This window comes from Mesorhizobium sp. M1406, from assembly GCF_040317555.1.
Taxonomy (GTDB): domain Bacteria; phylum Pseudomonadota; class Alphaproteobacteria; order Rhizobiales; family Rhizobiaceae; genus Mesorhizobium.
The window spans coordinates 1-18,931 of the sequence record NZ_JAMYKW010000036.1; the positions used below are offsets into that span (position 1 = coordinate 1).

The following is an 18,931-nucleotide window of genomic DNA, read 5'->3' on the forward strand; positions in this document are numbered from 1 at the left end:
ACTATTTTTTTTCCCTGGTGGGGTTTGTGGGTTGGGTGTTCGGCCCGATCGGGGGGGGGTGTGGGGGCGCCGCGGGTTTCCTATTTGTGGCCCTCCCCCCCCCGTAGGGGGGTTTGGGGGCCCGCCACGCGCCCGGAGAGGGGGCTTTCGTAGAGCAAAAGACGTCGGCCAGAAAGCCCAGGCCACGGTTGCGCCTTTCGATCATTCCTCGAAATGGAGGATCTTGGCGGCCGGCAGCCCGACAGCGAGGGTTCAATTCGCTGGCAACACCTTGGTCACGCGCGTCAGCCGCCATTCACCAAAGCAAGAATGAGCTTTTGCAGGTTGCCGCCCTGACCGAACTCGACGCGGTCGAAATCGCGGCTCGCCTGCCGCTGCGCTTGTGACAAGGCGGACAGGCGTCTGGTCATCTCGGTGCGGATCTTGCTGCATTTGGGATCGTCGGCAACGCTGAGGCCGACGGTCGCCGCCTCGATCTTGCGCACCATGTCGATGATATCAGCGCCATGCACCTTCTCGTGCGCGCTGACACCGGCGATGAAAACCTCCCAGTTCTTCTGGATGGCCGGCGGCAGCGGCGCCGAGGGGCTTGGCAAGGTGTAGGTGATGATGAGCTTCGGCCGTGCCGTCGCCAGCACGCAGGCGCCGGCCCGTGCTTGGTAATCCCGGGTCCAGGTCAGCTTGAAATTGGTGTGGGCGATGGCGCGGGTGATGCCGAGCTTTGGACCGTTGTCGCCGATCGAGCGGTAGAGTTCCGGCCCGGACTGGCCCGATATGGCGTACGTCTCGACCTTCTCGACCGGCTTCCAGTCGGCATGGGCGGCCAGCGGTGAGGCCAGCAGGGCGACCAGCAGCAGACACAGACGAACACAGGTTTTCAACACCGCTCTCCGCACAATCGGGCCGGACGCCGCAACAGGCGATGCCACCGGATGGCTTTTCCTATAGAATGCCGGCGGGTGCGGCGGCAAATGTGCGAGGGGGAAGTCATGAAATATCTCATCATGGCGGGTGCGGTGGCCGGCAGCCATCTCGGTTACAAGAAAGCCTTGTGATGCCCTGCGCGGTTCCGGAGCGCCAGCGGCTGGCGCATGCGGGAAATCTTTCAGGCACACTTCAATTGGGGGACAATAGAGGATATAGGTCAGCCAAGTTGACCTATATTGCAGCGTCCGGGAGGCGTGTCGTGACTTTGATGAACCTGTTGGCTTCGCGCTCGTCGCGGATGAAGGCGTCCGAAATCCGTGAACTGCTGAAGCTGCTCGACCAGCCCGACATCATCTCGTTTGCCGGCGGCATTCCCGATCCGGCGCTGTTTCCGGCCGAGGCGATCCGCGATGCCTATGCCGATGTGCTGGGTGGCTCGGAGGCGGGAGCGGCGCTGCAATACCAGGTCTCGGAAGGCTATCCGCCGTTGCGGCGCTGGCTCGCCGGGCAGATGGGCAAGCTCGGCGTTGCCTGCGACGAAGCCAACATCTTCATCACCTCCGGCTCGCAGCAGGCGCTGGATTATCTCGGCAAACTGTTCCTCTCGCCGGGCGATACGGCCTTGGTGACCTGGCCGACCTATCTCGGCGCGCTGCAGGCCTTCAACGCCTATGAGCCGCGCTACGACCGGCTGACCCCGGCCGGCGGCAACATGACGCCCGACGCCTATCGCGCGGCGGCCGCCGCGAACGGCGGCAAGGCCAAGTTCGCCTATCTGGTGCCGGATTTCGCCAACCCGACCGGCAACACGCTGAACCGAAAGCAGCGCGAGGCGGTGCTCGACCTTGCCGGCGAACTCGACATCGCCGTCATCGAGGATGCCGCCTATCGCGCGCTGCGCTATGACGGCGAAGGCGAGCCGCCGATCCTGGCGCTCGACTGCGCGCGCTCCGGCGGCATCGACAAGGCGCGTACGCTCTATTGCGGCTCGTTCTCGAAGATCCTGTCGCCGGGCATGCGTGTCGGCTGGGTGTGCGCGCCGCGCCATATCGTCGAGAAGCTGGTGCTGATGAAGCAGGCCTCGGACCTGCACAGCCCGTCGATCAACCAGGTGGTGATGCACCGCGTCGCCGAGGCCGTGTTCGACGGCCAGGTCGAAAAACTCATCGGTGCCTATCGCGAGCGCCGCGACGGGCTGCTCGCGGCACTTGAAGCCCACATGCCTGAAGGCGTGACCTGGAGCCGTCCGGAAGGCGGTATGTTCGTCTGGATGACGCTGCCCGAAGGGTCCGACGCCACCGCGTTGCTGGCGCGATCGGTCGAGGAGGCGCGCGTCGCCTTCGTGCCCGGCAACGCGTTCTTCGCCGACGGCACCGGGCGCAACACGCTGCGGCTGTCCTTCACGCTCGCCGACCGGCGCGCGGTGAGTGAGGGCATCCCAAGGCTGGCGGCCATCCTGAAGGAATAGGCTTCCGCCGCCGGCGGGCTTTTTTCGTTCCGGTGGAACCTCTGTGGTAAATCGGAGTTCTCACCATGTCTGACCCCCGCAGACAGTGGAAAGCCTCTTGTGTCGGCTTTCCAAAGGCCCGCCGGATCCCCCTCCCGGCGGGCTTTTTGTTTGACGGGCTTTTTGTTTGAAAGGTGGATCAGTGGACTTGCGGCGGGTGACGGTAACGCGTCCACATTGACGGCGTCTTGTCCGAACCTAAATTCGAAAGCCTCACGAGGAGGAGTTTTCATGGAAACCCAGGAATTGCATCGCGGCCGGCTCATCGACCATATCCAGTTGGTGGTCAGGGATCTCCCGGCCAGCCGACGTTTCTACGAGGCGATCTTCCGGGTGCTCGATGTTCCGATCGGTGGTGCCGGCGAGGGTTATTTCTGGGCCGATGAACTGTTCATCTCCAGCGCCGACAGCCGGGCGGCGTTGGGAAAACTCACCGGCCGCCATCATCTTGCGTTCCAGGCGAAGGACCACGCCATGGTCGAGGCCTTCTACAAGGCCGGGCTCGCCGGCGGCGGCACGGACAATGGCGCGCCGGGGGAACGGCCCTATCACCCCGGCTATTACGCCGCCTTCCTGCTCGATCCGGACGGCAATAACATCGAGGCCGTTCATCACGGTCCCCACACGCGCAGCACCGCTTCGGTGAAGATCACCTTCTAGGCTGTGCCGATATTCACCTGAATCCAGTCCGCAAGCGACGGCTTTGGGCGCTTCGGTGCTCATCCGAGTTGGTGCCGGACCGCGGTGCCATGGGCGATGCTGGAGAGATGCCGCCTTGCGTTGCCAATTTGGTGGCTCCGATGCTAACCGTGCAAATGGCGGGCGGGAATCGGCATCGAAGCAACGCGCGCCACAAACCTTTGAATAAAACTCCCCTTACCCATCGTGGAGACTATTTTTTATGCAAAACTCAACAAGGACGCTCCATGCCGCCGCACTTCTATTGGTGACCGGGGGTATGGGTCTGGGCGGTATATTATCCGTTGCTCATATCCAGTCGGCGCAGGCTCAGGAGGAATATCTTCCGACCCAGAAGGATTTTATCGGCAAATGGAAACTGAACGGTGGAGCCATCCGGTCGCCGCGCGACATGAAGAATGCGCCCACGCCGGAACAAGAGGCGGACGCCAATGAGTTCCAGCAGACGGTGACCGCGTTTTACGGCGCCTTCGACTATCTGGAGATCACGGCGGACGGCCGCTACAATTTCCATCAGCCCGGGGATCCAACGTCGGGGGCCTGCGTCTGGTGCGGGACCTGGTCCTTCAGCAACAGTTCGGCGTGGCTCAAGCTGGATACGGCGCCCAGGCTGGATATCTACGCCAAGGACGGCGACATGCAGATGACCTACACCGCCGAATCCGACGAAAGATCCAAATATGCCTGGCTGGTTTTCGGCTGGACCAAGGCCGAGTAAACGACGCCGCGCGGCTCGTAGAGCGAAACAGGCCCAAGCGGCTTTTCATCCATCTCGTATCCTCGTATTCGAGATGGAACCAGCCGCCCGAGGAGACCGCGTGAGTCCACTGCCTGAAACCGTGCCGTTTTTCAGCCAGTGGGAAACGCCGGACATGACCAAGGACGTGCTCGCCGATGGCGCCGAAGTGGCGCTGCGGCGCGATCCGCTGTGGCAGGGGTCGGGAGCGAAAACGCTGGACGAATACGCGGCCTGGGCCGCCAACATCTGCGGCATGGCCTGCCTGAAGATGATCCTGGCGACGCGCGGCGAGATCGTGCCAACGATCGAACTCGCCAGGCAATGCACTGGATATGGTGGCTATGTCGTCAACGAGGGATCGATCAAGGGGCTGATCTACGCGCCCTTCGTCAGCTTCGTGGATGAGGTCTTCGGCCTGCGCGCCGAGGTGATGACCAATGTCGCGACAGGGGACATTCCGGCGATCCTTTCGCGATCGCGTTTCTTCATCGCGTCGGTCAGCAGCTCTATCCGCTGGCCCGAGCGCGAGCCGCCATCGAAGGGCGGGCATCTGGTGCTGGTCACGGCGGCTTCCGCCAAGGATTTCCGCTTCCACAATCCGTCCGGCCATACCAGCGCCACACAGGCAAACGCAGTGTTGGCGCCAGCCGATTTCGATCGCTTCTTTGCCAATCGTGGCATTGCCGTCGCCATTTGAACTTTTTGAGAGTTGAGGGATTTCGATGACCGCCAAGACAAGGGTTGCCATCCTCTATGGCGGACGTTCGGCCGAGCATGACGTGTCGCGCCTTTCGGCCGCCAATGTGCTGAAGGCGATCGACCGGACGCGCTACGACATCGTGCCGATCGCCGTTTTCCGCAGCGGCAGGTGGCTGCTGCAACAGTCGGCCGCCGGCGACGGGGCAGGGGCTCCGGCATCCGAGGACGGCATCGAGGTCGCGCTTTTGCCCGGCGGCAAGGGCAGGCTGGTCGCCGTATCGCGGGATGGAACGCAGCCCGACCTGCCTCCGGTCGACGTCGTCTTTCCCGTGCTGCACGGACCGTTCGGCGAGGATGGGTCGGTGCAGGGCTATGCCGAAGTCGCCGATGTCGCCTTTGTCGGCTGCGGCATCCTCGCTTCGGCGGCCGCCATGGACAAGGAGATTGCCAAGCGGCTGATGCGCGAGGCCGGCCTTGCCGTCGCCCGCTCGCTGACCTTGCGGCGCGGCGAGTCGGTGGTCTTTACGGAAGTCGCGGCCAAGCTTGGCCTGCCGGTGTTCGTCAAGCCGGCGCGCCAGGGCTCGTCCTTCGGGGTCAGCAAGGCAACCGACAGCGCCAGCTTCACCGCGGCCGTCGAGGCGGCTTTCCGGCATGACAGCAAGGTTTTGGTGGAGGAGTTCGTCGAAGGCCGCGAGATCGAGTTCTCGGTGCTGGAGCGGGCCGACGGCACGCTGACGATGTCGCTGCCCGGCGAGATCATTCCGGCCGGCAAGCATGGCTTCTACACTTATGAGGCCAAATATCTCGATGCCGACGGCGCGGTGGTCAAGGTGCCCGCCGATGTCCCGGCCTCGGTTGCCGACAAAGCGAGAGAGATCGCGCGGCAGGCTTTTCAGGCGCTCGGCTGTGAAGCCATGGCGCGCGTCGACTTCTTCCTGCGCGCCGACGGCAGCCTGCTGGTCAACGAGGTCAACACCATTCCCGGTTTCACCGACATCTCGATGTACGCCAAGGCGCTGGCGGCATCAGGCATTGGCTACAGCCAGATCATCGACGTGCTGATCGAGCATGCGCTGGCAAGGCATGCGGCGCGTTGATCCCGTTCGGGAGCGGAGTGGCGCGGTCTACGCCTTGCCGGGGCCGTCTCTGGCCAGGTCTTGAAGGCCATGTGAAGCGTAGTTACATCAATCATTGAGCGTGCGTTGCACGCGAACTTAACGCTTTGGTCAAGCTTCATCTGTGGAGGTTGTCATGGCTAATACACTGATGGAAGGAAAGAAGAGCCAGGACTGGCTTAATCTGGTCCTTGCCATCTGCCTGTTCATCTCACCTTGGATAATCGGCTTCGCTGCTGAAACCGCTCCCGCATGGAACGCCTGGATTGTTGGCGTCGTGCTGGGCGTCATGGCTTTGGCGACGCTTGCCGCATTCGCCGAGTGGGAGGAATGGGTCAGTGTCGTTCTCGGGCTCTGGCTGATCGTTTCGCCCTGGTTTCTCGACTTCATGGCGAACGGGTACGCGATGGCCACCCACGTCGGTCTCGGCGTGCTGGTGGTTGCCGTATCAGGTTGGGCCGTCTGGGACTTCCGTCATCCGCACGCGCATGCGTGACCGGTAAAAGGGTGGGGGTCCGGCGCGCGAGCGGCGGGCTCCTCCGGATTTGAATTTATGCGCCCCATGCGTTTGCCGTCCAGGCCGCGCGGAGCCGGGTTCGTCGGCTTGCAGTCTGTACCGCGCCATGGATTTCGGTGGGATCGGGCCCCATATCCCGCCCGGGGAGTTTTGAGCGTGAACCTCGCGCGGATGGCGGTTGTTGCCGCGGCCCTCATGGCCGCCGCGGTCGCCAGTCCCTCTTCCTTGGTAACCGGGGAGGCGGCGGAGAGGGTGGCGTTGCGCGTCGAGATGGACGGCGCCATCGGCCCGGCGAGCGCAAGGCAGCTCAAGGAAGCGTTGGCGAACGCCACCGAGCGGCACGCCGAGGTTCTCATCCTCGAGATCGACACACCAGGCGGGCTGGTCACCTCGATGCGCGAGATGATCGCCGATATCCTTGCCTCGCCCGTTCCCGTCATCGGCTATGTCGCGCCCGCCGGGGCGCATGCGGCAAGTGCCGGAACCTACATCCTCTATGCGACCCATGTCGCGGCGATGGCGCCCGGCACCAATCTGGGCGCCGCCACACCGGTCGAGCTTGGCGGGCTGCCGTCTCTTCCCGGTGGCGGCGACCAGAACAAGGGCGACCAGAAGGACGCCACCGGACCGCCGGCGGGCGACGCGATGATGACCAAGATGACGAACGACGCGGTTGCCTTGATCCGCTCGCTCGCCGAATTGCGCGGGCGCAATGCCGACTGGGGTGAAAAGGCCGTGCGCGAGGCGGCCAGCCTTTCCGCCAACGCGGCGCTTCAGGCACATGTCGTCGACCTCGTCGCCCATGACACGGCCGAACTGCTGCAGCTTGCCGACGGCCGCATGGTCGAGGTGGCTGGCAAGAAACAGGTGCTGGCGACCAAGGGCCTCCCGGTCGAGACGCTGGAGCCCGGCTGGCTGATCCGGCTTCTCGCCGTCATCACCGATCCCAACATCGCCGTCATCCTGATGCTGGCCGGCTTCTACGGCCTCGTCTTCGAATTCACCAGCCCCGGCGCGGTGGCACCCGGCGTGATCGGCACCATCTGCCTTCTGCTCGGGCTCTATGCCCTCAACCTGTTGCCGATCAGCTATGCCGGCCTTGCCCTGATGCTGCTTGGCCTCGCCTTCCTCGTCATCGAGGCCTTCAATCCGACCGTGGTGCTTGGGCTTGGCGGCGTGGCCGCCTTCCTGCTCGGCGCCGCCATGCTGCTCAAGGTCGAGGGTCCCGGCTTCGAGATGTCATGGGCGGTCATCGGCACCGCCGCCGCGCTGACGCTTGGCCTGGCGCTGCTGGCCGGCAGCTATCTGTGGGCGGCACGCAAGCGCCTGCCGCGTGTCGGCGCGCAGGCCATGCACGGACTGCCGGCCAAGATACTCGACTGGTCGGGACGCGAGGGCCATGTGCTGGCCCAGGGTGAGCGCTGGCGGGCGAAAGCCGACGAACCGCTCGCCCCTGGCGACAGCGTCGAGGTGGCCGATGTCAGGGGTCTCATGCTGACGGTCCGGCGCAGGAACAATGGAGCAAGGCAATGATCATCGGTTATGTGGCCTATCTGATACTCGCCCTCCTCGTGCTGATGTTCCTCTCCGCGACCATTCGCATCCTGCGGGAATATCAGCGCGGCGTGGTCTTCACGCTCGGCCGCTTCACCGGGGTGAAGGGCCCCGGCCTCATCCTCCTCGTTCCCTTCGTCCAGCAGATGGTGCGGGTCGACCTGCGCGTGGTGGTGCAGGACGTGCCGCCGCAGGACGTGATCTCGCGCGACAACGTCTCGGTGAAGGTCAACGCCGTGCTCTATTTCCGCATCGTCGACGCCGAGCGGGCAATCATCCAGGTCGAGGATTTCATGGCCGCCACCAACCAGCTTGCGCAGACCACGCTGCGCTCGGTGCTCGGCAAGCACGAGCTCGACGAGATGCTGGCCGAGCGCGACAAGCTCAACAGCGACATCCAGGAGATTCTCGACCAGCGCACCGATGCCTGGGGTATCAAGGTCTCCAATGTCGAGATCAAGCATGTCGATCTCAACGAAAGCATGGTCCGCGCCATCGCCAAGCAGGCCGAAGCCGAGCGGCTGCGGCGTGCCAAGGTGATCAATGCCGATGGCGAGCAGCAGGCGGCGGCAAAGCTGGTCGAGGCCGGCAAGATGCTGGCCGCCGAGCCGCAAGCCATGCAGCTGCGCTATTTCGAGGCCCTGCACGACATCGCGGGCGAGCGCTCGTCGACAGTGGTGTTTCCGCTGCCGGTGGACCTGCTCACGATCTTCAACAAAAAGCCGGACGGCGCCAAGTGAACCGGCTAGGGCGCCGAGCAGCCGCATCGCCGGCTTCGGGTTCTCCGACCGTGCTGCGATAACCCTGGCGCACAGCCCATTGCCCGCACCGCCGAGATCGCTGGCGTGACGCTGCGCTACACCGACTTCATCCGCGGCGTCTATCTGGAACGGTGCTCAATGCTCCTTCCAGGCACCGGGGCCATGCGCTTGGGCGGCACGTCGTTTTCATCCGGATTGGGGACCGGGTCTTCATCCGGAAGCCTGTCCGGATCCGGCTCGCGCATGGGCTTCGGTTCGGGAAGCGGCGGCGGCGTGGGTACTGGAACAGGCGTTGGGTCGGGGTTAGGCAGAATGGCCATGAAATAACTCCTGCGTGGGGCTTGGTGGGTGGTCGAAATCCGGGGGGATGTCGACCAACCCGACATCCAGGTGTCCTCAGCGTCTTTGACGGCGTCTCGACCAGGGCTGATGCGGGCAGAACGGTCGTGCTTGCGGATGGTTCCGGTGCGGTTTCGGTCACGACCCGGACGCGCTCTCGCGAGCCGTGCCGCGGAATGGAGCCAGGTCGTCAAAAATGAATCGTCCTACCGTGCATTTCCGGGTCTTGCCGACCTCACGGAGCGCCATAATTCCATTCAAGGCTGGAGCGAATTCAGCCACTGAATAGGAGGCGTCCGTGAAGCATCAAACCGTTGACCAACTGAATGCCGTTGCCGACGTCCACGCCGAGGCAACCTATCTTGTCGCGACCCGAGGCGAACGCCTCGAACGCTGGGCGCAGCTTCTGGAGCAAAATCCCAACAGGTGCCTAGGGGCGCTGACGGGGACCGAGTACCAATCCGTGGAGGTGCGCGAAAGAATGCGTTCCGCGGGATCACCAATCACAGTTGCTTTCGAAGATCCGATCTTTCGCGCGCTGGGCTTGAAGGAGGATACCTACGGTGAGGCCAAGCGCTTCTTCGAGCTGACCGATTGGCAGCTCCACGGAATCGTCTGCCACTGCCATGTCGGCGCCACGATGACGGCACGATGGGCCGCATCCCGTGTCCGCGCGGCAATGTCGGCGAGATCCGGTTTCCTCGCGTGGCTGCGAGGAGCGTTTCTGCACTGAAGGCCGATGCCCGGCTGGCGAACATCGCGCACGACGTCGAGTTCGGCTGAACGAATGCTTGAAGATCGATGAGGCGGCAGCGGGTCTGTCCGCCCCGTATCGATTGTGCTGGATGACGCCGCTTGTCTGCTAGCAGCGGCCGCTCGCCGAACACGATGTCGAGCGAGCCGATCTCATCGCGTCGAACATTCGGAACGCCGACAAACAGCATTCGATCTCGCCATCCCGGCGCAGGCACGGGAACGCTGACAAAGTTGCATGCCGGCTCAATATATCAGATCATGACGGTTGGCGGGGGAGACATCGAGTGGCCAATCGTCGAAACGGCACGGCGTCTCCGGCTCATGGGTCGGAGGACATGTTTTCGGCTGCCGCGCCTCACCCTCGAACCGTATTGCCCAATGTGGCAACCACCGTCACGACGGTGGCGGCGCTGTATTTCGGGCGCGAGGTCTTCCTGCCGATCGCGATCGCGCTGCTGATCACCTTCGCGCTCGCGCCGCTTGTCGCGGCGCTCAAAAAGGTCGGCATACCCCGGATTGCGGCTGTCGTCGCCAGCGTGCTGGGCGCTTTCGCGGCGCTTGGCCTGTTCTCCTTCATCGTCGCCACGCAGGTCAGCGAACTGGCGCAGAACATCCCGGTCTACCAGACCAACATCCTGACCAAGATCCGTTCGCTCAAGGAAACCGGGGTCGGGGGAGGAATCCTTGCCAGATTGAGCCAGGTGGTCGAGCGTGTCGGCCAGGAAATCGACCGGCAGGACGCTACGCTGCAGGCCGTCACCCCGGAAAAGCCGCCGCGCGAGCCGGTGCCCGTCGAGATCGTCTCGCGCGAAAGGCCGCTCGAAGTCCTGCAGAACATAGTCGGCCCGCTGATCAGCCCGCTCGGATCGGCCGGGCTGATCATCGTCGTCGTCATCTTCATGCTGCTCGAACGCGAGGACTTGCGCGACCGCTTCATCAGGCTTGTCGGTTACGGCGACCTCCACCGCACCACGGAGGCACTTCAGGATGCCGGCAAGCGGGTGGGCCTCTACCTGCTGATGCAATTGGTGGTCAACATCGTCTACGCGATACCGATCGCGATCGGGCTCTGGATCCTCGGCATTCCCAATGCCCTGCTGTGGGGACTGCTGGCGCTGGCGCTGCGTTTCGTTCCCTATATCGGCCCGGCCATAGGCATGCTGCTGCCGCTGTTCCTGGCGCTGGCCGTAGCGCCGGGCTGGTCGCTCGTGCTGTGGACGGCAGCCCTGTTCGTGGTGATGGAACTGATAACCGGCAATGTCATCGAACCCTGGCTTTACGGTTCGCGAACGGGACTGTCGCCGCTGGCGATCATCGTCGCGGCGATCTTCTGGACGTGGCTCTGGGGACCGCTCGGGCTGATCCTGTCGACGCCGCTCACCGTCTGCCTGGTGGTGCTGGGCAGGCACGTGCCGCAGTTTGAATTCCTCGACGTGCTGTTCGGCAACGAGCCGGTGCTCGAACCCCATGCGCGACTATACCAGCGGCTGCTGGCCGGAGATCCGGAAGAAGCCACCGACCACGCCGAGGAGATGCTGGAGGAGAAATATCTCGTCGAATTCTACGACAAGGTCGCCATTCCGGCGCTCCTGCTGGGCGAGCGCGACCGTGTGCGCGGCGTCATGGGCGACCTGCAACGGCGGCAGGTGGCGGCCAGCGCCCTGACGCTGGTGGCCAATCTCGACGACAGCGCACAGGAGGAGGCAGGCGAGGAGGAGGAGGACCCGCACGTGGCCGGGGAGGCGGGCGACCATGGCGATGCCGCCGGCGAGAACGAGACCGATCTGCCCGATGGCACCGGCATATCGGTGCTTTGCGCCGGCGGGCGCGGCGAACTCGACGATGCCACTGCCGCGATACTGGCGCAGGTGCTGGAGGTCCAGGGCGCGACAGTCGCAAGGGCCGGCTTTGCCGAGATGGAACCCGCCAACATCCGCCGCATCGAGCTCGAAACCATCGACACCGTCGTGGTCGGCTTCCTGAACCGCGATTCCGTCAAGCACGCCCGCTTTCTGGTTCGGCGGCTGAAGCGCGCGAAGGCCGCACTTCGGGTGGGAATCGTGTTCTGGTCGGAGACCGGCACCGAGGACAAGGAAACGGCCGCCAGGCTGGCCCAGGACATCAACGCGGATTTCGTGGCGCACGGCATGGTGGATGCCGTACTGGGCGCACTGTCAAACGAGCCGCCGGTTGCCCTCAAGGTCATCGCCAAACGCCGCATGCGCCGGCAGCGGGCAGCGCCCAGGAAGGTGCCGGCAGCGGCGGCGAGCTAGGGTCGCCGTCGCCTCGTTCGGCAATGGGTCCGGCAAGCCCGGCTCCGATGGCGACAGAGCAAGCATCCTGCTCCCGTTTCGGGATCGCCCGCTCTACCGATCGACCATCGCCATGCCGCGCTCGGTGTAGCGCGGGCCAGCGATTTTCCCGGGCGCCAGGGCGTCGTCGAGCGCGGCCGTTTCGGTGGCGTCGAGTTTCAGGGATTCGGCGGCGACGTTCTCCTCCAGATATCTGATCCGCTTGGTGCCGGGGATCGGCACGATGTCGATGTCGAAACCGCTGCCCTTCCGCAGCAGCCAGGCCAGCGCGACCTGGCCGGGCTTGACGCCCCGGGCAGCCGCGATGTCGCGCACCTTGGCCGCCGCCTCGACATTGGCGTCGTAGTTTTCGCCCTGGTAGCGCGGATCGTTGCGGCGGTAGTCGCCCTCGGCATAGTCCTCCGCGCGCTTGACCTCGCCGGTGAGAAAACCGCGGCCGAGCGGCGAGAACGGCACCAGGCCGATGCCGAGTTCACCCAGCAGCGGGATGATCTCCGGCTCCAGATTGCGCTCCCACAGCGAGTACTCGCTCTGCACCGCCGACACCGGATGCACGGCATGCGCCCGGCGGATGTTGGCCACACCCGCCTCGGACAGGCCGAAGAAGCGCACCTTGCCTTGCGCGACCAGTTCACCAACGGCGCCCGCGACATCCTCCATCGGCACCGCCGGGTCGACGCGGTGCTGGTAGATGAGGTCGATATGGTCGGTGGCGAGTCGGCCGAGCGAGGCTTCCACGGCCTCGCGGATGTGCCCGGGCCGGCTATCGGTTCCGACCTGCTTGCCGTTTTCTATGCGGAAGCCGAATTTGGTGGCGATCGTCACCTGGTCGCGCTTGCCCTTCAACGCCCGGCCGAGCAGGGCCTCGTTGGTGTAGGGGCCATAGACCTCGGCGGTGTCGAGGAAGGTGCAGCCGAGCTCGATGGCGCGGTGCAGCGTTGCGATGGATTGGGCCTCATCGGCCGGGCCATAGGATTGGCTCATGCCCATGCAGCCGAGGCCGATGGCAGAGACCTGCAGCCCCTGACTGCCGAGCTTGCGTGTTTTCAGGGTCATTGGTGCGCTCTCCGGTGCAGCTCGCCACGACTATAGGCGCGTCCGCTCCATTCTCAAAAGGCGGGCTGGCTGCCACAATCGCCGGCCATGAGTCACGCTGCCTATCCCGGCGCCTCCGACAATCGGTTCGCCGGGCGATATTCCTGAAACCAGCCGCTCAGGCCGAAATACCGCCACGCCCGGATCGCTGCCCGGTCATCCAGGGCAGGACGCTCGAGATATCCTCCAGGATGCGCGCCGATCTTGCCCAGCCGGCGAAGGCTTCCCGGGCAACCGACGGCGGCAACAGCCCGTCAAAGGCGCGATGGCAGGCGCGCCGGGCGGTATCGAAGATTGGGCCGCGGCGGTTGCTCGGCCATTCGTCGAGAAAGTCGAGGGCCTCGTCGAGGCAGGTGATTTCCTGGACGATCATCTGACCGTCCTTGACGAAAACGGGGTGGTTGAAACGCCTGTCGTTCATCACTTCCTCCAATCGCTTGAACGATGCTTTGAACTGGCCGGCAACGCTGGCTCCGGCTATCGCAAAATATGCGAGGGGCGGGTTTCCGTGTCAAGAATAGACACGGGCGGCCAGACTACTCGATCAGGATATGCGCCTCGCGGGCGGCCTCGACGAAAGCCTCCCGGGCGATGTCGGAGGACACGTCACCACTCGTCGCCCGGCGGCAGGCGCGCAACGCCGATTGATGTTTTGGGCTGCCGGCGTCACGCCAATGTGTCGTGAGCAATTCGATGGCTTGCTGTGTATTGGACAAATGGTGGATGGAACCGGTGACACCGACCGACACCGCCACGGGTTTGGAAAACCATGCAGTCTGCATTGGAACCTCGACAGGCCTGAAGCGATAAACGCCTTTGGCGGCCCAAGGTTTCGTCGGTGCCAATCACTCTGCCGTGAGAGTCCGAAACATCCGTTCTCCAACGACCATCCGCATCGACACCCGGTTTGTTCGCCTTCGGCTTGTGTTCCGTCGCCCCGACTGTTGCCGGCGAAAGCGGCTTCAGTCACCACCTGCCAATATAGGCGGCCAGTTCGTCCGGCGTCCCATTTGGAAAGGCCTGTTTCAGAAAGTCCAGGAACGCCGACACGCGTGCGCTGAGCAGCCGCCGAGATGGGTAGAGCGTCCAGAGAGCGATCTCGGGGCCGTCGATGTCCCCCCAATTCACCAGTGTGCCGTCAGCCAAGTCGTGGCTCACCAGCGAAATTGGGAGACGTCCAACACCGACGCCGGCTCGCACCGCATCCCGCACCATGATCAGCGTTGACAAAGCGAGGACAGGTTCGATCGTAATCGTCGACCGGCCACCTTGTGTCTTCACGTGCCATGTTTGCCGTTCGCCTGTGCCACGCGCAACGCCAGGAGCGGCCCGTCCACCGGTCGTGCGAGGAAGGTGTGGGCTCGCCACAACGACCAGGCGGTCGCGGAGAAACGCCCGTCCGACCAGGCTTTCGTCGGGATCCGGATTGACCCGGATCACCAGGTCGTAGCCTTCCTCGATCATGTCGACAGGCCGGTCCTCCGTCGTGACCTCAAGCCTTACCTCCGGATGTTTGAGGGTAAACCCCGCGGCGATCCTCCCCATCGCGGTCTGAGAAAAATGGAGAGGTGCGCTGATCCTTAATCTGCCCTTGGGTCTCTGACCGCCCGAGGCGATCGCCGCGGCCGTCTCGTCCAGTTCGGCGAGCAAGGGCCCCGTCCGCTCGAAAAGTGCCCGCCCTTCCTCGGTGAGCTTCAGGTTGCGCGCACCTCGTTCGAACAGGCGCAGGTCAAGACTGCTTTCCAAGTCTCCGACGCGCCGAGACAGCGTTGCCTTGGGCCGGCCGGTGGCCCTTGCCGCTTTGCCGAAGCCACCATGGCGGGCAACGAGGTTGAAGTCGGCGAAGGCAAGGAGATCCATGATCGTTCCACCAGTGGGACGCTGCGTCCAAAATTTCCGTCTATTGGACTGCTAGTGAGCCACACATATTGGGCGTGTCAAGCAATCCAACAGGAGAAATTTCCATGACCATTCTCGTCACCGGCGCCACAGGCAATGTTGGCCGCCAAGTCGTCGAACACCTCGTCCAGCGCGGCGCCGATGTCCGTGCTCTCGTCCGCGATCCCTCGAAAGCCAGCTTCCCGGCGGGCGTATCGGTCGCGCAGGGCGACTTTCTCGACGTCGATTCGCTGCGCAAAGCCATGTCCGGCATTTCCACCCTGTTCCTTTTGAACGCCGTGGTGCCGGACGAATTCACGCAGGCTTTGGTGGCGCTGAACGTCGCCCGGTCGGCTGGCATCGAGCGGATCGTCTATCTTTCGGTGATCCACGCCGACGTCTATGCGAACGTGCCGCATTTCGCCGGCAAGTTCGGCGTCGAGCGAATGATCGAGCAGATGGACTTCAAGGCTACGATCTTGCGCCCGGCCTACTTCATCCAGAACGATCTGATGATCGAAGCCGCCATCACCGGCTACGGCGCCTACACGATGCCGATCGGCGGCAAGGGGCTCGCCATGATCGACGTGCGTGATATCGCCGAGATCGCCGCCCTTGAGCTGCTGCGCCGCGAACGGGCCGCGGAGCCGCTCGCGCTCGAGCGGATCAACCTCGTCGGTCCGCAGACGCTGACCGGGGCGGATATCGCCGCGATCTGGTCGGACGTGCTCGCCCGTCCGATCAGCTACGGCGGCGATGATACAGAGGGCTTCGAGCAAAACCTCAAGCAGTTCTTGCCTGCCTGGATGGCCTACGACATGCGCTTGATGGGCGAGCGGTTCTTGACCGACGGAATGCTGCCCGAGGCTGGCGACGTTGATCGCCTGACCGCGCTTCTGGGCCGCCCACTGCGCCCATATCGCGACTTTGCCTCACAAGTCGCTGCCTCCGCCTGACGGAAGCAAGCGCAAGGACCATTAACATGGACAACAGGGCGGCCTCTTGAGGAGGACGCCCTGCCTTTGCGTGGGACAATGTGTTCAACCAAAATTGCCCTACTGCCGGGAAGCCGGAAGAGGTCTATCGATCACGCGCTCGCCATCGTCGCCGGCCTGGCCATCCACGAACGTCCCAGCGACGCCGTCGACAGAGCTGAGGCCGTCGAATTCGATTGCGACGCCAATGAGTTGGGCTGCCTGCAGGACGAGGTATTCGACGTCCTCGAGGGCGACGTTCTCGGCCAGATTCCTGACCCTGACCCGTTCCGCCACCGCCGTGATGTTGACGATGCCGGCCGTCTTGAATGCCATCAGGACTGCTGAACTGACGTCATCGCGCAGGCGCGTCGAGTAATCATACCGCATCGAAACCTCCCAACGGGAACGGTTTTCTGTTCAGATTCCATCATGCGGCAAGGACTCCGCCATGGCAATCCACAAATTAAATATTATCTAAATAAATCAATTAGTTAGCAGAGTTACGCAAATGCGTGGCCAGCGCCGAATCCTCATCATGCGCCTGGTGCGCGAACCACCCATAGCAGGGTCTTGACGCATTATGAGGCTTATCCTATTTATTAGCCAAGTGAGTTAAATACTAACTCAACGCATTCTTGGTCCTGAGCGAGGAAAGCGCCATGGCTGAATTGGAACGCCCCGAACGATTGCAAATCATGCTGACGGCCGATGAACTGGCCGCGCTGGAAAACTGGCGCTACGACAAGCGCATGCCGAGCCGCTCGGCCGCGGTCAGGGAACTGTTGCGGCGCGGCCTTGCCTCGGACGGGTTCCTGACGGCGGAGCAAGGGGTTAAGTCGCAGGATTTCGGCATCCTGCGCAGCTCCGATGGCAACGGCGCCGCAGACCACGGCGGTTGACCGCGACTTTTGCGATCCGGCGCCTGGATGTTGGCCTAGAGAATGTTGGTCGTCACTTCGACGATGATAGCGGCACCCTCCAGCGTGCCATTGGTCACATGCACGACACGTGATACCCGCAGATCCTGTGTATTTCCATCGATCGACAGGGAAACGCTTTCGCCAATCCGGGGAACCGCCTGGAAAATCGCATCGGTGGCTTCAGGTCGGTTGTCGATCGATATGCGGCAGTTGACGGTCATGTGGTGTCTCCTGTGTCGGACCCCGGTCGTCAACGCGGGCTCCGCGAAATGGTTTCGGGGAACAGATGCAACTTAGTGGCGCCCGAATTCGTACAGCAGGAATTGCTCCATTGTTCATCGTAGAGGGGCAACAGGCTCGCCGGGGAGGGCGTTGGGGCTGCCCGGCGAGTTTTGTCCTCGTTGCCTCGCAAACCGTCAGCCAATAGCCAGGCTGGTCGGCAGGCTCAGTGCTATCCGTTCATTTCGCCCCGCGTGGCACGACATAGCTCGTCACGGCATCTGTTCCTCGCGTGACGACGACCGTAGTGTAGTCCGCCGGTAGAGAAGCCGTGGCGGTCGCGTCGATTGGCTGGCACCGGCCGACGATCTCGCCGTTGGGCGAGCTTGCCAGCCTGCCGGCCAAGGACGCCCGGCATTGATCGAGGGATGCGTAAAGGGCCGGCGCCGTTTCCATAGGTTTGCACATGGCGGCCTCGCCGGTGCCGCACGAAAGCAAAAGCATCACAGCCCCGCTTGCCGGATCCATTGCCTGAGCTCCCATGTTGAACGAGCCTCAACGTGGGCGTGCGACCTTGGTTTCGCTGTCGCTAAAAAACGTCAGCGGACCCGAACCGGACTGGAGTGTATGATTGATTTTGGTTCCATGGCTCGAACCACGGTTCACGCCATCGAAGGGTGCTCCTGTCGCCTCTTTCGTGGTGTTACCGAGGTGAGAAGGGCACGCGTTTCGGCGATCGCAATTCCCCGGCCATTTTCGCCGCCTGGAAAATTGTCATCAAAATCAGGATTGGCTCACCCTCGGTCGGGCTGATGGTCAGGACCACACGGCCAAGCTCGTCGCTCATGCCGCAAGACCAGTCCTTAACCGCTATCACCTTTCTCGCGGCCATATACCTCTCCAGGTGGGAAGCACCTCGCGGGCTACACCGTCTGGAGCTGTTGGATAGAGCCCGACATTGCAATCAGCCGTACGGCGGCAAAGGCGGCCAAAATTATGAAAACCGCCGTGATGTCGAGGAACATCGTCGATGCAAGGATGCCCCCAACATGGTCAAAGCAACTCAGTTGCATGGCGCGTCACCCCTTCAGGTCGCTAACCGCTTGATGATGATCCTGCTTCAGAAGAAATACAAGCATCTGCTAATAAGCAGGATGGAGCGGTCTCATGCGCGCAGCTTCGAAGTGATCGTCTGCTTTGTGCGGTTAAGGCCCGCCAAGTGCTTGATTGCTGGTTCCCGCTCATGGGCTCGAACCACGATTCACGCCTTCAAAGGGCGCTGTCCTACCATTAGACGAAGCGGGAAGATGCAACTGCGCCAACACCCGTAGCCGGTTCGCGCGCCGGGATCAACGCAGTGCCGCAGCAAAGGCGCGTGGCCGGCATCAGTTCGGGAAGTTGTTGACAGGCTCCTCGCAGCGGTAGGCCGGGCAGCGGCCGTCACGGGTTGGGACATAGGCCGACATCGGCACCTCCGGCCAGTCGCATTCGTTGCCGAACTGCCTGACGTAGCGGTCATAGGTGTTGGGGCCGGTGCTCAGCACCACGGCGCGGTGGCTCTGGATCAGCCGCTGGAGCTGCTCGCAGCTCATCGTGCGGGTGTCGGGCCGGGCCTCGGCGAGGCCGGTCGCGGCAAGCAGGATCGCTGCCGTCATCAAAGCAATTCGGCGCATCGGCATGGCGGTTCCCTCGAGCTGACGTATGACGCGAAACTCGCATCCCGGCCGGTGGTTCCGCAACGGCCAACTGGCCGTTTCTTTGCGGGGCAACCAAATGGCGCGTCGCGCATTGCTGGGGATGGACGGCCGGAAGCCCCACGAGACGCCGCAATGGTGGCCCGGAAACGAGGATCGTGAAGCCATGTGCTGTTCCTTCTGTGGCGGCCGCGAACACCGCTACGAGGATTGCCCGCAAAGG

The 18,931-nt window shown here is 63.4% G+C and carries 23 protein-coding genes and 1 tRNA gene; 12 read left to right on the forward strand and 12 right to left on the reverse strand.

Annotated features, from left to right (window positions below; genetic code table 11):
• Positions 1–284: 284 nt before the first annotated feature.
• On the reverse strand, positions 285–881 hold the full coding sequence (locus tag NKH03_RS24010; RefSeq protein ID WP_352883076.1) for a DUF922 domain-containing Zn-dependent protease: 597 nt from the start codon (positions 879–881) through the stop codon (positions 285–287).
• A 314-nt stretch (positions 882–1,195) separates the two neighbouring features.
• On the opposite strand from NKH03_RS24010, the gene NKH03_RS24015 reads away from it, so the two are divergent.
• The 8 genes from NKH03_RS24015 (at position 1,196) to NKH03_RS24050 (ending at position 8,497) form a co-directional block, all read left to right on the forward strand.
• A complete protein-coding gene (locus NKH03_RS24015; RefSeq protein ID WP_352883090.1) occupies positions 1,196–2,395 on the forward strand; it encodes an aminotransferase-like domain-containing protein in 1,200 nt (399 codons plus the stop codon).
• A 270-nt stretch (positions 2,396–2,665) separates the two neighbouring features.
• Positions 2,666–3,094, forward strand: a complete 429-nt coding sequence (locus tag NKH03_RS24020; RefSeq protein ID WP_352970939.1) for a VOC family protein — start codon at positions 2,666–2,668, stop codon at positions 3,092–3,094.
• Positions 3,095–3,335: 241 nt separating this feature from the next.
• Complete coding sequence (locus tag NKH03_RS24025) at positions 3,336–3,851, forward strand: hypothetical protein (protein WP_352970942.1); 516 nt, start codon at positions 3,336–3,338, stop codon at positions 3,849–3,851.
• Positions 3,852–3,924: 73 nt separating this feature from the next.
• Positions 3,925–4,569: a C39 family peptidase gene (locus NKH03_RS24030; RefSeq protein WP_352872616.1), complete on the forward strand. Its 645-nt coding sequence runs from the start codon at positions 3,925–3,927 to the stop codon at positions 4,567–4,569.
• A gap of 25 nt (positions 4,570–4,594) precedes the next feature.
• Positions 4,595–5,668: a D-alanine--D-alanine ligase family protein gene (locus NKH03_RS24035; protein ID WP_352970945.1), complete on the forward strand. Its 1,074-nt coding sequence runs from the start codon at positions 4,595–4,597 to the stop codon at positions 5,666–5,668.
• 154 nt (positions 5,669–5,822) lie between these two features.
• Positions 5,823–6,182, forward strand: a complete 360-nt coding sequence (locus NKH03_RS24040; protein ID WP_352872618.1) for an SPW repeat protein — start codon at positions 5,823–5,825, stop codon at positions 6,180–6,182.
• Between the two features lie 177 nt (positions 6,183–6,359).
• Positions 6,360–7,736, forward strand: a complete 1,377-nt coding sequence (locus NKH03_RS24045) for an NfeD family protein (protein ID WP_352872619.1) — start codon at positions 6,360–6,362, stop codon at positions 7,734–7,736.
• Positions 7,733–8,497, forward strand: a complete 765-nt coding sequence (locus tag NKH03_RS24050; RefSeq protein ID WP_352872620.1) for a slipin family protein — start codon at positions 7,733–7,735, stop codon at positions 8,495–8,497. The genes NKH03_RS24045 and NKH03_RS24050 overlap by 4 nt, the downstream gene beginning before the upstream one ends.
• A 140-nt stretch (positions 8,498–8,637) precedes the next feature.
• Here the strand turns inward: NKH03_RS24050 and NKH03_RS24055 are convergent, their stop codons facing one another.
• A complete protein-coding gene (locus NKH03_RS24055) occupies positions 8,638–8,838 on the reverse strand; it encodes a hypothetical protein (RefSeq protein ID WP_352970948.1) in 201 nt (66 codons plus the stop codon).
• A 317-nt stretch (positions 8,839–9,155) separates the two neighbouring features.
• Here NKH03_RS24055 and NKH03_RS24060 point away from each other — a divergent pair, with 317 nt between their 5' ends.
• The gene (locus tag NKH03_RS24060; RefSeq protein ID WP_352970951.1) at positions 9,156–9,590 is read left to right on the forward strand and encodes a hypothetical protein; all 435 of its coding nucleotides are present in this window, start codon (positions 9,156–9,158) and stop codon (positions 9,588–9,590) included.
• A 358-nt stretch (positions 9,591–9,948) separates the two neighbouring features.
• Entirely contained in the window at positions 9,949–11,886 is a 1,938-nt protein-coding gene (locus NKH03_RS24065; RefSeq protein ID WP_352971050.1) for an AI-2E family transporter, read from the forward strand.
• A gap of 93 nt (positions 11,887–11,979) precedes the next feature.
• Here the strand turns inward: NKH03_RS24065 and NKH03_RS24070 are convergent, their stop codons facing one another.
• The 4 genes from NKH03_RS24070 to NKH03_RS24085 form a co-directional block, all read right to left on the reverse strand.
• Complete coding sequence (locus tag NKH03_RS24070) at positions 11,980–12,981, reverse strand: aldo/keto reductase (RefSeq protein ID WP_352970954.1); 1,002 nt, start codon at positions 12,979–12,981, stop codon at positions 11,980–11,982.
• Positions 12,982–13,138: 157 nt separating this feature from the next.
• Entirely contained in the window at positions 13,139–13,441 is a 303-nt protein-coding gene (locus NKH03_RS24075; RefSeq protein WP_352970957.1) for a DUF982 domain-containing protein, read from the reverse strand.
• 115 nt (positions 13,442–13,556) lie between these two features.
• Positions 13,557–13,802: a DUF982 domain-containing protein gene (locus tag NKH03_RS24080; RefSeq protein ID WP_352883064.1), complete on the reverse strand. Its 246-nt coding sequence runs from the start codon at positions 13,800–13,802 to the stop codon at positions 13,557–13,559.
• 184 nt (positions 13,803–13,986) lie between these two features.
• Positions 13,987–14,880 (reverse strand): LysR family transcriptional regulator, encoded by an 894-nt coding sequence (locus NKH03_RS24085; protein WP_352883063.1) that lies wholly within the window; start codon positions 14,878–14,880, stop codon positions 13,987–13,989.
• A gap of 104 nt (positions 14,881–14,984) precedes the next feature.
• Here NKH03_RS24085 and NKH03_RS24090 point away from each other — a divergent pair, with 104 nt between their 5' ends.
• A complete protein-coding gene (locus NKH03_RS24090; RefSeq protein ID WP_352970961.1) occupies positions 14,985–15,854 on the forward strand; it encodes an SDR family oxidoreductase in 870 nt (289 codons plus the stop codon).
• 99 nt (positions 15,855–15,953) lie between these two features.
• On the opposite strand, the gene NKH03_RS24095 is transcribed toward NKH03_RS24090, so the two are convergent.
• Positions 15,954–16,262 (reverse strand): hypothetical protein, encoded by a 309-nt coding sequence (locus NKH03_RS24095; protein WP_352872629.1) that lies wholly within the window; start codon positions 16,260–16,262, stop codon positions 15,954–15,956.
• Positions 16,263–16,534: 272 nt separating this feature from the next.
• Here NKH03_RS24095 and NKH03_RS24100 point away from each other — a divergent pair, with 272 nt between their 5' ends.
• The gene (locus tag NKH03_RS24100; protein WP_352872630.1) at positions 16,535–16,774 is read left to right on the forward strand and encodes a hypothetical protein; all 240 of its coding nucleotides are present in this window, start codon (positions 16,535–16,537) and stop codon (positions 16,772–16,774) included.
• A gap of 35 nt (positions 16,775–16,809) precedes the next feature.
• Here the strand turns inward: NKH03_RS24100 and NKH03_RS24105 are convergent, their stop codons facing one another.
• From NKH03_RS24105 to NKH03_RS24125, 5 genes are all read right to left on the reverse strand, one after another.
• Positions 16,810–17,016, reverse strand: a complete 207-nt coding sequence (locus tag NKH03_RS24105; RefSeq protein WP_352872632.1) for a hypothetical protein — start codon at positions 17,014–17,016, stop codon at positions 16,810–16,812.
• 238 nt (positions 17,017–17,254) lie between these two features.
• The gene (locus NKH03_RS24110) at positions 17,255–17,542 is read right to left on the reverse strand and encodes a hypothetical protein (protein ID WP_352970964.1); all 288 of its coding nucleotides are present in this window, start codon (positions 17,540–17,542) and stop codon (positions 17,255–17,257) included.
• A gap of 175 nt (positions 17,543–17,717) precedes the next feature.
• Positions 17,718–17,906: a hypothetical protein gene (locus tag NKH03_RS24115; RefSeq protein WP_352970967.1), complete on the reverse strand. Its 189-nt coding sequence runs from the start codon at positions 17,904–17,906 to the stop codon at positions 17,718–17,720.
• Positions 17,907–18,245: 339 nt separating this feature from the next.
• Positions 18,246–18,319, reverse strand: a tRNA-Gln gene (locus NKH03_RS24120).
• Between the two features lie 80 nt (positions 18,320–18,399).
• A complete protein-coding gene (locus NKH03_RS24125) occupies positions 18,400–18,693 on the reverse strand; it encodes a hypothetical protein (protein ID WP_352970970.1) in 294 nt (97 codons plus the stop codon).
• Positions 18,694–18,931 lie beyond the last annotated feature (238 nt).